Origin of the sequence: Pseudomonas sp. B3G-3 (assembly GCF_028640915.1) — a bacterium.
GTDB lineage: Bacteria > Pseudomonadota > Gammaproteobacteria > Pseudomonadales > Pseudomonadaceae > Aquipseudomonas > Aquipseudomonas chlororaphis_I.
Genome location: NZ_JAQZAB010000121.1, coordinates 197,432 through 210,227, shown reverse-complemented (window position 1 = coordinate 210,227; position 12,796 = coordinate 197,432). Strand labels below are relative to the sequence as shown.

General features: G+C 63.8%; 13 protein-coding genes. 5 read left to right on the top strand and 8 right to left on the bottom strand.

Annotation, left to right across the window (positions count from 1 at the left end; genetic code table 11):
- Positions 1-5 precede the first annotated feature (5 nt).
- The 3 genes from PVZ80_RS25260 to PVZ80_RS25250 all read right to left on the bottom strand — a co-directional run bounded on the left by PVZ80_RS25260 (position 6) and on the right by PVZ80_RS25250 (position 1,816).
- Positions 6-713, bottom strand: coding sequence for a transglutaminase-like cysteine peptidase (locus tag PVZ80_RS25260; protein WP_009047642.1), 708 nt, complete (start codon positions 711-713; stop codon positions 6-8).
- A 109-nt stretch (positions 714-822) separates the two neighbouring features.
- Positions 823-1,218 carry a YbaN family protein gene (locus tag PVZ80_RS25255; protein WP_016702286.1) on the bottom strand — a complete coding sequence of 132 codons (396 nt, stop codon included), beginning with the start codon at positions 1,216-1,218 and terminating at the stop codon, positions 823-825.
- Positions 1,219-1,228: 10 nt separating this feature from the next.
- Positions 1,229-1,816 (bottom strand): UPF0149 family protein, encoded by a 588-nt coding sequence (locus PVZ80_RS25250; RefSeq protein WP_007929756.1) that lies wholly within the window; start codon positions 1,814-1,816, stop codon positions 1,229-1,231.
- A gap of 473 nt (positions 1,817-2,289) precedes the next feature.
- Between PVZ80_RS25250 and recQ the strand changes: the two genes are divergently transcribed.
- The 3 genes from recQ to PVZ80_RS25235 all read left to right on the top strand — a co-directional run bounded on the left by recQ (position 2,290) and on the right by PVZ80_RS25235 (position 6,335).
- Positions 2,290-4,416 carry a DNA helicase RecQ gene (gene recQ, locus PVZ80_RS25245; RefSeq protein WP_009047644.1) on the top strand — a complete coding sequence of 709 codons (2,127 nt, stop codon included), beginning with the start codon at positions 2,290-2,292 and terminating at the stop codon, positions 4,414-4,416.
- Positions 4,417-4,540: 124 nt separating this feature from the next.
- Positions 4,541-4,975 carry a MarR family transcriptional regulator gene (locus PVZ80_RS25240; RefSeq protein WP_007929752.1) on the top strand — a complete coding sequence of 145 codons (435 nt, stop codon included), beginning with the start codon at positions 4,541-4,543 and terminating at the stop codon, positions 4,973-4,975.
- 130 nt (positions 4,976-5,105) lie between these two features.
- Positions 5,106-6,335: a type IV pilus assembly protein FimV gene (locus PVZ80_RS25235; protein WP_028681955.1), complete on the top strand. Its 1,230-nt coding sequence runs from the start codon at positions 5,106-5,108 to the stop codon at positions 6,333-6,335.
- Here the strand turns inward: PVZ80_RS25235 and PVZ80_RS25230 are convergent.
- Positions 6,308-8,497, bottom strand: coding sequence for a patatin-like phospholipase family protein (locus PVZ80_RS25230; protein WP_273864728.1), 2,190 nt, complete (start codon positions 8,495-8,497; stop codon positions 6,308-6,310). The genes PVZ80_RS25235 and PVZ80_RS25230 overlap by 28 nt on opposite strands.
- 71 nt (positions 8,498-8,568) lie before the next feature.
- Between PVZ80_RS25230 and PVZ80_RS25225 the strand changes: the two genes are divergently transcribed.
- Positions 8,569-8,856, top strand: coding sequence for a SelT/SelW/SelH family protein (locus PVZ80_RS25225; RefSeq protein WP_009047647.1), 288 nt, complete (start codon positions 8,569-8,571; stop codon positions 8,854-8,856).
- On the opposite strand, the gene PVZ80_RS25220 is transcribed toward PVZ80_RS25225, so the two are convergent.
- Entirely contained in the window at positions 8,850-9,740 is an 891-nt protein-coding gene (locus PVZ80_RS25220; RefSeq protein WP_009047648.1) for a DMT family transporter, read from the bottom strand. The two genes, PVZ80_RS25225 and PVZ80_RS25220, sit on opposite strands and share 7 nt — an antisense overlap.
- 93 nt (positions 9,741-9,833) lie before the next feature.
- Positions 9,834-10,592, bottom strand: coding sequence for a helix-turn-helix transcriptional regulator (locus tag PVZ80_RS25215; RefSeq protein WP_009047649.1), 759 nt, complete (start codon positions 10,590-10,592; stop codon positions 9,834-9,836).
- A 132-nt stretch (positions 10,593-10,724) separates the two neighbouring features.
- Between PVZ80_RS25215 and PVZ80_RS25210 the strand changes: the two genes are divergently transcribed.
- On the top strand, positions 10,725-11,546 hold the full coding sequence (locus PVZ80_RS25210) for a UDP-2,3-diacylglucosamine diphosphatase (protein ID WP_041987066.1): 822 nt from the start codon (positions 10,725-10,727) through the stop codon (positions 11,544-11,546).
- 97 nt (positions 11,547-11,643) lie between these two features.
- Here the strand turns inward: PVZ80_RS25210 and PVZ80_RS25205 are convergent, their stop codons facing one another.
- Together PVZ80_RS25205 and PVZ80_RS25200 are read right to left on the bottom strand one after the other, a co-directional pair.
- Positions 11,644-12,234, bottom strand: a complete 591-nt coding sequence (locus PVZ80_RS25205; RefSeq protein WP_028681954.1) for an HD domain-containing protein — start codon at positions 12,232-12,234, stop codon at positions 11,644-11,646.
- Between the two features lie 98 nt (positions 12,235-12,332).
- Positions 12,333-12,644 carry a DUF962 domain-containing protein gene (locus tag PVZ80_RS25200; RefSeq protein WP_007929744.1) on the bottom strand — a complete coding sequence of 104 codons (312 nt, stop codon included), beginning with the start codon at positions 12,642-12,644 and terminating at the stop codon, positions 12,333-12,335.
- Between the last annotated feature and the right edge of the window lie 152 nt (positions 12,645-12,796).

The window sequence follows — 12,796 nt, the reverse complement described above, 5'->3', positions numbered from 1 at the left end:
TCGGATCAGCCATTACCCACGGTGAAGCCCTCGTCCTGCATCTTTTTCAGCACGTCCTGCCAGCGCGAGAGTTTTTTCGGATCGATGCTGCGCGTGTCGCCCGCGGCTCCGGGCAGGTACAGCCCCTCGGCATTGAAGGCGTATACCGGGTTCGGGTCCTGGCGCTGGGCGGCGGAACGAATGTCATTGCTGAGGTTGTCCAGTATCAGCGGTCCGGCGCCGGGGCTGGGGTAATAGGCCAGGACCATGTGCGGCCGGTTGCCGCGCCTGGCCTTGACGTAGGTGAGGCGCAGTTTGTCGCTGGAAACCCCCAGGCTGCGCAGGCTGAAATACTTGGCCAGCGCATAGTCCTCGCAATCCCCGGCGCCCTTGAGCAGGGCCTCGATCGGCGTGGCCCAATAGTCGCTCTGCTGCCAGGTGCGCTGGTCCTCCTTGAAGCTCAGTTGTTGGTTGAAGAAGCGGTTGATGGCATTCAGTTGTTCGTCTTCCGGTTGCCCGGTCACGTCCTGCAATAACTGGTTCCAGGCGTCGAGACGCTCCCGGGCCGGGCCCAGGACCTGATGGCGGTGCTCGAAGGTGCTCAGGACAGAAACGAATTCCCAGTTCGCCCGCACATTGCCCGGGTCGGTCCATAAACAGACCAGCAACAGCGACCAGCCGGCCAGCCGAGGCCGGAGCAGTGTCCACTCGGGGCGACGCGAACGTGCGGGCATGGCGGGCTGCTCGAATGCAGGTTTCTGAAGTCTAGGCGGTATTTTTCGCGAGCATGGGCAGCTGGTCGGGTTGCCACGAGCAGAGGAAGGAGGCGCGCAAGGGCCGGGCTCAAGGCCTGTGCAGGGTCTTCTGGCGCAGGATGTAGATTGTCACCAGCACCGCGCTGGTCAGCATGAAGCCGCGGGCCCAGGGCAGGGGCACCAGGTAGCAGGACAGGCCGATGCTCAGCCACATCAGGCCGATGGCGTAGACCTTGCCTTTGAGCGGAATGCCGTGGCCGTCCAGGTAATCGCGGATCCATGGGCCGAGCCGCGGATGGTCCACCAGCCATTGATAGAAGCGCGGCGAACTGCGGGCAAAGCAGGCGGCGGCCAGCAGCAGGAAAGGGGTAGTGGGCAATACCGGGAGGAAGATGCCGGTCACCCCCAGCACTACGCTCAGCCAGCCGATGGCCAGCAGAACGTAACGCAGGATCAGGGGGCGGTTGCCTATGGGCTTGGCCATAGGCAGTGACTCAGTGGTGGCGGGGCTTGAGAATGGCCGGTTTTTCGTCCGGCGCGTTGCACAGCAGGTACAGCGCGGTCAGGGCTTCCGGGATCTGCACGATCATGTCGTCCATCAGATTGGCATCGCTGGCGATGTCGGAGAACTCGGGTTGCTCGTCGAACAGGCCGGAACCGACCATGATCGGCAGGAGCATCTCGCTGACTTCTTCCTCGGCGGTCTCGAACCAGGCCGCTTCGCGCAGGAACACGCCTTCCATGAAGCCGATGCACCAGCCGCGCAGGTCGGAGTCGTCCGGCTCGTCGCCGAGGTCGAGGTCGCACGGCAGCTCGAACTCTTCGTCGGAGGCCAGTTGGCGGGCGATGTGGGCCTTGAGGGCAATCAGGGTGGATTCGATCTCTTCGCGCTGGGCGGCGTCGCTGTAGTGCGGCTCCTCGGCGAACAGGGCGTCGATCCACTCACGGTCGGGAACGCTTTCGGAACAGATGGACAGCGCAGTCAGGTAGCCGTGGGCGGCCACATAGTCCAGCGCCTCGTCATGCAGCTCATCGGCGTCGAGGAAGGCTTGCAGGCGGGTTAATTGCTCAGCGAAGGACATTGAAGGACTACCTTGGGAATAAACGATGCTGAATTCTAGGCCTTCTTGAGCGCTCAGGCCAGCCGCAGCGCATATTTGCGCGCTTCCAGGCTTTGCAGGAAAGTCGGCGAGCGAAGGCCAGGCAAGGCAAAAACAGGCGAGGAACGGCGGGGGGCGCGCCCGACTGTAGGGACCTACATGAGCATTTCGAGCCTGTTTCTGCGTAACGCCGTAGGCGTCTAGCGCGCAGCATGGCCTGCGTAGCGCCGAAGGCGCCCAGCGTGCAGCCACTTTTCATGCAGAGCCTGAAGGTTACCAGCGGTCCATTGTCGTCGCCCTTCGCCGGCAAGCGCTCGGGTATACTTGCGCGTTTTGTGATGCCCGGCAGGCGTCGTAACGGTCCAGGAAAAGTCCGCTAACGGATTTGTCAGTGAAAACCGTGGTCTTTTCGGCCAGCCTGCGCACAGGGATTTCAGCGATTTTTGGAGTTTTTCATGCTCGAACAGGCTCAGCGCGTCCTCAAGGACATCTTCGGCTACGACAGTTTCCGTGGCCGCCAAGGTGCGATCATTGAGCGCGTGGCCAGTGGCGGCGACGCTCTGGTACTGATGCCTACCGGCGGCGGCAAGTCGTTGTGCTTCCAGGTTCCGGCCTTGCTGCGCGAGGGCCTGGCGGTGGTGGTCTCGCCGTTGATCGCGCTGATGGACGATCAGGTCGCGACCCTGGAGGAACTCGGGGTCGCCGCGGCGGCGCTGAACTCCACCCTGAGCGCCGAGCAGCAGCGCGACCTGGCCGCGCGCATCCGGCGGGGCGAAGTGAAGATGCTGTACCTGGCGCCGGAGCGCCTGGTGCAACCGCGGATGCTGGCGTTCCTGCAGAACCTCGACATCGCCCTGTTCGCCATCGACGAGGCGCATTGCGTGTCCCAGTGGGGGCATGATTTCCGCCCGGAATACCTGCAATTGGGCCAACTGGCGGAAATGTTTCCCCAGGTGCCGCGCATCGCCCTGACCGCCACCGCGGACAAGCGGACCCGCGAGGAAATCGTCAATCGCCTGCACTTGCAGAATGCCGAGCGTTTCCTCTCGAGTTTCGACCGTCCGAACATCTTCTATCGCATCGTTCCCAAGGAGCAGCCACGCAAGCAGCTGCTGGCGTTCCTCAGCGAACGGCGCAGCGACGCCGGCATCGTCTACTGCCTGTCGCGCAAGAAGGTCGACGAGGTGGCCGCATTCCTCTGCGAGCAGGGCTTCCCGGCGTTGCCCTATCACGCTGGATTGCCCAGCGAACTGCGCGCCTATCACCAGAAGCGTTTCCTCAACGAGGAAGGGCTGATCATGGTCGCGACCATCGCCTTCGGCATGGGTATCGACAAGCCCAACGTGCGGTTCGTGGCGCACCTGGACCTGCCCAAGTCCCTCGAGGCCTATTACCAGGAAACCGGGCGTGCCGGGCGTGACGGCCTGCCTGCCGATGCCTGGATGGCCTACGGCCTGCAGGACGTGCTGATGCTCAAGCAGATGCTGCAGAACTCCGAGGGCGACGAGCGCCACAAGCGCCTGGAGCAGCACAAGCTCGATGCCATGCTGGCGTTGTGCGAGGAAACCCGCTGCCGGCGCCAGACCCTGCTGGCCTACTTCGACGAGGACATGCCGCAGCCATGCGGCCATTGCGACAACTGTGTCGATGGCGTGCAGACCTGGGATGCCACCGAGCCGGCGCGCCAGGCGCTGTCGGCGATCTATCGTACCGGCCAGCGTTATGGCGTCGGCCACCTGGTGGACGTGCTGCTGGGCAAGGACACGGAAAAGGTCCGCAGCTTCGGCCATCAGCATCTTTCCGTGTTCGGCGTGGGCAAGGCGCGTAGCGAAGGCGAATGGCGCTCGCTGTTCCGCCAACTGGTGGCCCGCGGCCTGGCCGACATCGATCTGGAAGGCTACGGCGGCCTGCGTCTGAGCGACAGCTGCCGGCCGCTGCTCAAGGGCGAGGTGAGCCTGGAGCTGCGCCGCGACATAAAGCCGCAGACCGCCGCCAAGAGCAGCACCAGCCAGGCCAGCCAACTGGTACGTGGCGAAGAGCGCGAACAGTGGGAAGCCTTGCGCGCCCTGCGGCGCAAACTGGCGGAAGAACATGGCGTGCCGCCCTATGTCATTTTCCCCGACTCCACCCTGCTGGAAATGCTCCGCAGCCAGCCCGGCTCCCTGGCGGAAATGGCCCGGGTCAGCGGCGTCGGCGCGCGCAAACTGGAGCGCTACGGCGAGGCGTTCCTCGAAGTGTTGGGCGGCCAGGCCCAAGTGCCGAAAGTGGTGGCCGACATCCGCCACGAGCTGATTACCCTGGCCCGCGCCGGTATGACGCCGCTGCAGATCGCCGGGCAATTGCAGTGCTCGGAAAAGAACGTTTACACAATGCTCGCCGAAGCCGTGGGCAAGCAGCAGCTGTCCCTGGAGCAGGCGCTGGACTTGCCGGAAGACCTGCTCGGCGAGATCCAGGACGCCTTTCTCGACGGCGAAGGCGAGCTGCCTTCGGTGAGCGAAGTGGCCGAGCTGTTTGCCGGTCGCGTGCCGGAAGGTGTGCTGTATTGCGTGCGTGCGGCGCTGGAATCGGAATTCGAGATGTGAGTCGTCTGGCGGCAAGATGTAACGATTCAGTTCATGGCAAACCTTGCCACTCGGCAACTGTCATGCTTAGCTGACTAATAATTAGTTTTTCTTAATTTTCAGTCTACTAACTCATGAGTTGTCTATGCCGTTAACCGATCAACACCGTTTTGGCATGCAGTTGGCGCAGATGTCCCGAGGCTGGCGCGCCGAACTGGATCGCCGTCTGGCCGGACTTGGCCTGTCCCAGGCCCGCTGGCTGGTGCTGCTGCACCTCGCCCGTTTCGATGAAGCTCCGACCCAGCGTGAACTTGCCCAGAGTGTCGGCGTCGAAGGACCGACCCTGGCGCGGCTGCTCGACAGCCTGGAAACCCAGGGCCTGGTGCAACGGCAGTCGGTGGTCGAGGATCGCCGGGCGAAGAAGATCGTTCTGTGCGCCCCGGCGCTGCCCTTGATCGAGCAGATCGAAACCATCGCCACCGCCTTGCGCAGTGAATTGTTCGTCGGTGTCGATGAAGAGGATATGCGGGTATGCATGCGGGTTCACGCGCATATTCTGGCCAATCTGGAAAAGTCTTGAGGCATAACTAGCGCCGCGGATTTTTGAGCTACCGACACCGGCGGACTATAAGAAATACTAGGTCCACAGCGGCATGCGCAGCCAGCGTATCGCCGCTGTGGTCGCTTTCGGTCCTCAAAAAAGGTTGCTCATGTTCCAGAGTCTGCTGGCCGCTCTGCGCGGCTCCGTCGGGTCATCTTGCCTGGGAAATCGTCCCTGGCTCCTTCTGCTGTTGCTGGCGACCCTGTATTCGTCCCTGGCCTCGGCGGTAGGCCTGGGCGAAATCACCGTGCATTCGGCGCTGAACCAGCCGCTGGAGGCGGAGATCGCCCTGGTGCAGGCGCAAGGCCTGGAGGAGGGCGAGTTGGCGGTCAGCCTGGCGACGGCCGGCGAGTTCAAGCAGGCCGGTGTCGAGCGCTTGCCGTTTCTCGAGGACTTGCGCTTTACCCCGATCCTGCGGGGTGAACGCAGGGTGATCCGGGTGGTGTCGAGCAAGCCGGTGAACGAGCCGTTCCTGGATTTCCTGTTGCAGGTGAACCAGGCCAATGGCCGGCAGTTGCGCGAATACACGCTGCTGATCGATCCCCCGGGCAGCCCCGAGATAGTGCCGGCCCCGGCCAGGGAGGTCGCGAAACCTGAACCGACGATTGCCACCCAGGCTCCCCCAGCGGCGGCCAAGGCGGTTGATCCGGTGGCCGGACAGTTGGCGCAAGCCCTGCAGGCCAACCAGCAATTGCAGGACCAGGCCCGAGCGCTGCAGAACACATTGCAGCAGCGGGACGAACAACTGGCGCGCCAGCAGCAACAGCTGGTGGAGCTGCAACGTCAGTTGGCCGAAGTCCGGAGCAAGCCTGCTGATAATCCCGTTCCGGCTTCCGCACCTGTACCCGCGACGCCCACCGCCGTCAGTCCACCTCCGCCAACCGAACAGGCGCCAGAGGCCGAAGGCTCGAATCCCTGGCTGATGTTTGCCGCCTTGTTGTTGATGGCCTTGCTGGTGCTGTTGGTCATGCGTCGCCGTCGTCAGTCCGCAGCCGTAGCGGAAGCGCGGTTGACCCCCGAGAACCGGCCCACACGAACGCTGGCCACTGCTGTGACGACAGTGGCAGCCCAGGAGTCGTTGAGATCAACGCCCCCGGTTGCTCCGGTACAGCCCGTGGCAGGAGATCGGCTTGCCGATCGCGAGCCTTCGATCGATGTCGACTGGGACCTGATCGCACCGTCCGAGCCCGCCAGCGTTCCGGCGTCTCCCGCTGCCACACCGGCGCCCTTCAATGCCGACTCGATCGTCTGGCGCCTGGAAGAGCCAGACGAGCCGGGCTCCGCCACCAAGGCTGAGTCGGACACTGAGACTCAGAACGTCTGGCCCAAGTTGAGGTAGACCGCTTTCTGGTTGTCGTCGTTGATGCCATAACTGAAATTCAGTGGCCCCAGCGGCGTGTCGAAGCCGAGGAAGACGCTGGCGGCGTTGATATAGCCGCTGTCGAACTCGTTGTCGTTGTTCCAGGCCCGCCCTCGCTCCAGGGAGCCGCCGATATACAGCGGGAAGTCCAGGGGCAGGTAGGAGCGGGGTGTCAGCCGCCGGTAGTAGACGCCCCGCATCAGGCTGATGTTCTGGCCCGACAGGGCGTCCTGGCGGAAGCCCGACAGCTGGCGGGCGCCGCCGAGCACGAAGCTTGAGGTCACCACTTCGGCCTCATCCAGGGTCCGGCCATACCGACTGCCGAGGATAAAGGTGTTCGGACCGCTGCTCAGGGCCTTGTCCAGCTTGAACTCCCACTGCCGGTAGCGTTTGTCCGAGCCCAGGCTGGGTTCGAACTGGCGCAGCGACAGGCCGATGTCCTCGCCCGCGTGCGGGAAGTAGACATTGTCCAGGGAGTCGAACGAGTAGCGCAGTTCGTAGTAGCCCTCGTTGAAGCTTTCGCTGGGCAGGTCCTGGTCGCCGACGCGCACATCGGCCTTGCCCCAGGCCTCGCCGACGCCGAAGCGGATCTCGCCGCTGTTGCCGATCTGGCGCCCGATATTGAGGCCGAAACCGTAGCGCTCCAGGCGGTATTCGGCGATCGGGTCGTTATCCAGCACGGCTTCGATATTCTGCGATTCGATGCCGATGTAAGGCGCGATGAAGTAGCGCGAGCCGACATCCAATGGCTGATAGAACTCGCTGTAGAGCTCCTGCTGATCGCCGATCTGCACCCGGGTCAGCCATTCGGCGCCGAGGCTGTTGATGCCGTTGACCCGGTAGCTGGCGCCCAGGTTGAAGGCGCTGTCGCCGCGCATGTCGTCGGACAGGTTCAGCCCCAGGCGCAGGTAGTCGGTGCCGCTGCGTTTGCCCCGGGCGTTGATCACCAGGGTGTGGTCATTGCCTTTGTGGACCACGCGGTATTGCACCTGCTCGAAGTAGTCCAGGCCGTACAGCGTGCCCATGTCGGTCTGCAGCCGGCCCAGGTCCAGAGGCTCGCCGATATGCTGGCGGATGTAGTAGCGGATCACGTCGTCGCTGACCTTCGAGTCGTTTTCCACCCGGATTGCGGTGATGATCGGGGTGCGCTGGCTGGGCGTGCGCGCGGCGCTGAGTTCGGCATCCATAGGTTCGGCCCGGCGCAGCGGCGCCAGGCGTGCGTCGAGGATGCGGGTGGCGCGGTAGCCGGCGTCGATCATTTCCTGGGCGCGGCCGAAGTCGGTGACCCCGAAACTGGCCAGGGGAGGCTGGATCAGCACGTCGCTCTTGTGCAGGGACGCCAGTTGTTCCTCGGAGTTGCGCCGGGTCATCAAGGTGATCGACTGGTTCAGCACATCGACCACGGTCGCCAGTTGCTGGCGCGAGCGCAGCGGGGTGCCGATGTCGACCACAATAGCGATGTCCACGCCCATATCACGGGCCACATCCAGCGGAATGTTGTCGGTCATGCCACCGTCCACCAGCAGCCGGCCATCCATCTCCACCGGGGCGAACACCGCCGGGATCGACATGCTGGCGCGAATCACCCGGGGCAGGTGGCCCTTGCGAAATACCACTTTCTCGCCACTGGCGATGTCCGTGGCGACCGCGCGGAAGGGGATCGGCAATTTGTCGAAGTCCCGGGTGTCGCTGGCGTGGGCCAGCATGCTTTCCAGCAGCAGCGCCAGGTTCTGGCCCTGGATCACCCCCAGCGGCAGGCCGAGGCTGCCGTCGTCACGGAAGCTGAGTTTCTGTTTCACCAGGAAGTCGCGGTCGTCCTGCTTGCGCCGAAAGGGTATGTCTTCCCGAGGCGGCGCGTCGGACAGCGCCTGTTGCCAGTCGATGCCCAGGGCCAGTTTTTCCAGCTCGTCGATCTTGTAGCCCGAGGCATACAGCCCGCCGATCACCGCGCCCATGCTGGTACCGGCAATCGCATCGATCTTCACGCCTTGCTCTTCCAGGGCCTTGAGCACGCCGATATGTGCCAGGCCACGGGCCGCGCCACCGGACAACACCAGGCCGATCTTCGGCCGTGGCGCCTCGGCGGCGTGCAGGAACACGGGGAGCAAACACAGGAGCAGGCAGGACAGCAAACGACGCATCATGGATCTCGGGGCGAGCGATAAAGGCGGCTATTATAACGACGCCCTTGAGCCCAGGAGTCGGCAGCACCATGACAGAACGTAAACCGGAAGTGGTCATCACCTATTGCACCCAGTGCCAGTGGCTGCTGCGCGCCGCCTGGCTGGCCCAGGAACTGCTGAGCACCTTCAGCGACGACCTGGGCAAGGTGTCCCTGGAACCGGCCACCGGCGGCACGTTCCGCATTACCTGCGACGGCGTACAGATCTGGGAGCGCAAGGCCGATGGCGGTTTCCCCGAAGCCAAGGTGCTCAAGCAGCGGGTGCGCGACCAGATCGACCCGCAGCGCGACCTCGGTCACAACGACCGCACTCAGTGAGACGCTGCTTCTGCTGCTACGGTTTTTTTGCTTGAGCCGGACAGGCTGCTGGAGACCACGATGGCGAAGATGATCAAGACGCCGCCGATCAGCATGCGCAGCGTCGGCGTTTCGTTGAACAGCAGCCAGGCCACGGTAATCCCGTAGACCGGCTCCAGGGCAAACACCACCGCCGCGGTGCGCGCCTTGATCACCGCGAGGCTGGCGACGAACAGGCTGTGGGCCAGGCCGGTGCAGAAGATGCCGAGCAGGCTGATCCATAACCAGTCGATGGCGCGCACCTCGCTCAGGCCCGGCGCCGCCACCGGCAGCAGGCACAAGGCAACCACCACGTTCTGGCACAGCGCTGCCTGCACCGCCGGGATGCGCGCCGAACTGGCGCGGTTGTTCAGCGACAGCAGGGCGAACAGCAGGCCCGACCCCACGGCCCAGAGCAGCCCGCTGGTGGCTTGGCTGGCGAGGTCGAAGTCCGGCGTGACCAGCACCAGGCCGACGCTGACCAGTGCCACCAAAACGATTTCGTTGAGGCGGATGCGCTCGCGGAAAATCAGCCCCTCGAGGATCACAGTGAAGGCCGGGAAGCTGGCGAAACCCAGGGTGGCGATGGCCACGCCTGCGACTTTCACCGCGATGAAGAAACTCACCCAGTGCCCGGCCAGCAGCAGGCCGCTGAGCAGCAGGCGCCACCAGTCCGTAGCCTGTAGCCGTTGCCAGCGGATGCTGCTGGCGCAGCGGGCGAAGAACGCCAGGGCGAGCACCGCGAACGCCGCGCGCCCGAAGACGATGATGGCCGGCGAAGCGGCGGCGAGTTTGCCGAATACACCGGTGAGGCCGAACATCAATGCGCCGATATGCAGGGCGCCAAGGGCAGTACGCGGAGTCATTTCAATCCTTCAAGACGGTTGAGCGGAGCGGTGCCAGTCTAAAAGCCTGGCGGGATCCGGTCTGTCGCGATCCTCGCGTTTTTTGTCGACAGCCTAGCGGTGGCCTGTGGTGCGTCGCAGCTTGCCGGGGGAGACGCCAAACTCGCGCAGCACCGCCGCGGCGAAAGCACTCTGGGAGCTGTAGCCGACGCGACTGGCGATTTCACCGATGGGCAGTGCCGAGTCGCGCAACAGGCCGGCGGCCATGTGCAGGCGCCGGCTACGGATGTAGTCCATCGGCGTCTGCCCGCATTCGGCGACAAACCGTGCATGCAGGCGAGCGCTGGACAGCCCGGCGATCCGCGCCAGGTCGGCCACCTGTAGCGGATGGGCGGCGTGTTGGTCGATATGGGCATTCAGGGCGGCATAGGGCAGGCGTCGGCCGCCGACGCTGGCGGGGCTGGCCTGGTTGAGGCTGGCCAGCAACAGCACGGCGCCTTGCTGGGCAATCAGCGGGTCGTTGACCGGGCTGCCGGCCAGCCAGTTGACCAGTTGGCTCTGCGCCGTATCCAGGGGCAGGCGCCCGGCGTTGTCGAGCAGGCGGCGACTGGCATCGGCATGATCGCCCAGCGACTGCACCAGCCAATGTTCGTCAGGTACGTCGAGCACCAGGCAGCGACTGCCGTTGGGGCTGCCGCAGGCATGGTGGGCGCCGGAGGGCACCACCACGAAGCTCTGCTGGACCACCTGGCTGCCCTGGCCGTCGACCTCGAAGTCGAGCTGGCCCGACAGGCCGAACACCAGTTGCGCGTGTTCGTGGCTGTGGACGATCAGGTCGTGGCTGTATTGGCGTAGCGTGAGGATCGGTCTCATCGCAGTCTCCTTGGCAGAACGGCAGTCTACACCGGCGGCCTGGGGGCAAGCGCTGTCATCGGACTGCCGTATTTCTGTCACAGGCGATTAATCGCCCGGGTGCAAGCTCGCAGAAAATGCAGGAGTGTGCCCATGACCAGTGCCGAACTCGCCAGACCCAGCCGTAAACAACGCGTGCGCACCTTGTGGATTTCCGATGTGCATCTGGGCACCCGGGACTGTCAGGCGGAGCATCTGTCGCAGTTCCTCAAGGGCTATCACGCCGACCGGATCTATCTGGTCGGCGACATCATCGACGGCTGGAAACTGCGCGGCGGCATGTACTGGCCCCAGGCACACACCAATGTGATCCGCCGCCTGCTGACCATGAGCAAGCGCGGCACCGAGGTGATCTATGTCACCGGCAACCACGACGAATTCCTGCGCCGCTATTCGAAGCTGATCCTGGGCAATATCCAGTTGGTGGACGAGGCGGTGCACGTCACCGCCGACGGCCGGCACCTGCTGGTGATCCATGGCGACCAGTTCGATGTCATCACCCGCTACCACCGCTGGCTGGCCTTTCTCGGCGACTCGGCCTACGAGTTCACCCTGACCCTCAATCGCTGGCTGAATCACTGGCGGGCGCGCTACGGCTACGGTTACTGGTCGTTGTCGGCCTACTTAAAGCACAAGGTCAAGACCGCGGTCAGCTTCATCAGCGACTTCGAGGAAGCCATCGCTCACGAATGCGTGAAGCGCGAGCTGCACGGCGTGGTGTGCGGGCACATTCACCATGCCGAGATCCGCAAGGTCGGCGAGGTGGACTACCTCAACTGCGGGGATTGGGTCGAGTCGTGCACCGCCCTGATCGAGCACTGGGACGGCAGCATCGAGCTGTATCGCCTGGCCGATGCCCAGGCGCGGGAGGCGCAGCGCAAGGCCGAACTGGCCAAGGTGGCGGAGCTGGCTTGAGGGTTCGGTCGCCTGATCTGAGGTTATCGCGGGCAAGCCTCGCTCCTACTCTAACCGTAGGAGCGAGGCTTGCCCGCGATGGCCTGCGCAGCAGGCCTCAGGCCGGCGCGTGTTCCTGCATGGCTGCCTTGTAGATCGAGTTTTTCGGCTGGGCGAACAGGCGTTCGAGCATGGGTTCGAAAAAGCTCAGGGGCAGACTGTCGTACTCTGGATCGAATGCCGCGGCGTCGTACTTGGCACAGAATTCGGCGGTCCGCAGATACAGCGGGTGGTCCTTGAATTGCTCGCGCAGGTGCCGGTCCATGCCCAGGTGATGGAAGAAGTAGTAGCCCTGGAAAATCCCGTGCTTCTCCACCATCCACAGGTTCTCGGGGCTGACGAAGGGCTTGAGGATCGCCGCGGCGATGTCCGGGTGATTGTAGGAGCCCAGGGTGTCGCCGATGTCGTGAAGCAGGGCGCAGACCACGTATTCCTCATCGCGGCCGTCATGCCAGGCCCGGCTGGCGGTTTGCAGCGAGTGGGTCAGGCGGTCCACCGGGAAGCCGCCAAAATCGCCCTCGAGCAGCTTCAGATGCGCCACGATGCGCGCCGGCAACTGCTTGGCATAGGCGCTGAAATCCGCGGCGATGATCGCCCAGTCTTCCTGGGTGCCATCCTTCATGTGGGTGAAACGGGCGTGAGCGTTCATCGGCAATCCTCTTGTTGTTTTTTGCGCAATGATTGGAGTCTATGCCTTGGATCCAATCCTGCACTGGCTGCGCGGGACGGCTTGCTGTCCGGCCAGGCCTAGAACGGCACCTTGCCGGTCAGCATGTCGCGGTACATGACGAAATCGCCCAGAAGGCTGTAGAGCGGATGCTGGAAGGTGGCCGGGCGGTTCTTCTCGAAGAAGAAATGACCGACCCAGGCGAAGCTGTAGCCGGCCACCGGCAGGGCCAGCAGCAACAGCCAGGCGCCTTTGCCGATGGCGAAGGCGAGGATGAAGATCACCAGGGTCGTGCCCACGAAGTGCAGGCGGCGGCAGGTGCTGTTGCTGTGTTCGCTCAGGTAATAGGGATAGAACTCGGCGAAGCTGTTGAATTGCTTGATGTTATCCACGACTGCGATCTCTGTGGTTGTTGTTCTGTCAGCGGGACGCTCTGCGGGGAGCTTATTTGAGTCTAGAGTCATCAATGGCTGGGGCCAGTGACAATAGGCGCCACTTTAGTATCCTTGAGAAATCGGCCGTGGCATGCGGCTCATCATGTAAA

What these genes read in the sequence shown, in the direction of transcription:
- PVZ80_RS25260 (WP_009047642.1), bottom strand. Translation starts at nt 713, where the DNA reads ATGCCCGCACGTTCGCGTCGCCCCGAGTGGACACTGCTCCGGCCTCGG.
- PVZ80_RS25255 (WP_016702286.1), bottom strand. Translation starts at nt 1,218, where the DNA reads ATGGCCAAGCCCATAGGCAACCGCCCCCTGATCCTGCGTTACGTTCTG.
- PVZ80_RS25250 (WP_007929756.1), bottom strand. Translation starts at nt 1,816, where the DNA reads ATGTCCTTCGCTGAGCAATTAACCCGCCTGCAAGCCTTCCTCGACGCC.
- recQ (WP_009047644.1), top strand. Translation starts at nt 2,290, where the DNA reads ATGCTCGAACAGGCTCAGCGCGTCCTCAAGGACATCTTCGGCTACGAC.
- PVZ80_RS25240 (WP_007929752.1), top strand. Translation starts at nt 4,541, where the DNA reads ATGCCGTTAACCGATCAACACCGTTTTGGCATGCAGTTGGCGCAGATG.
- PVZ80_RS25235 (WP_028681955.1), top strand. Translation starts at nt 5,106, where the DNA reads ATGTTCCAGAGTCTGCTGGCCGCTCTGCGCGGCTCCGTCGGGTCATCT.
- PVZ80_RS25230 (WP_273864728.1), bottom strand. Translation starts at nt 8,497, where the DNA reads ATGCGTCGTTTGCTGTCCTGCCTGCTCCTGTGTTTGCTCCCCGTGTTC.
- PVZ80_RS25225 (WP_009047647.1), top strand. Translation starts at nt 8,569, where the DNA reads ATGACAGAACGTAAACCGGAAGTGGTCATCACCTATTGCACCCAGTGC.
- PVZ80_RS25220 (WP_009047648.1), bottom strand. Translation starts at nt 9,740, where the DNA reads ATGACTCCGCGTACTGCCCTTGGCGCCCTGCATATCGGCGCATTGATG.
- PVZ80_RS25215 (WP_009047649.1), bottom strand. Translation starts at nt 10,592, where the DNA reads ATGAGACCGATCCTCACGCTACGCCAATACAGCCACGACCTGATCGTC.
- PVZ80_RS25210 (WP_041987066.1), top strand. Translation starts at nt 10,725, where the DNA reads ATGACCAGTGCCGAACTCGCCAGACCCAGCCGTAAACAACGCGTGCGC.
- PVZ80_RS25205 (WP_028681954.1), bottom strand. Translation starts at nt 12,234, where the DNA reads ATGAACGCTCACGCCCGTTTCACCCACATGAAGGATGGCACCCAGGAA.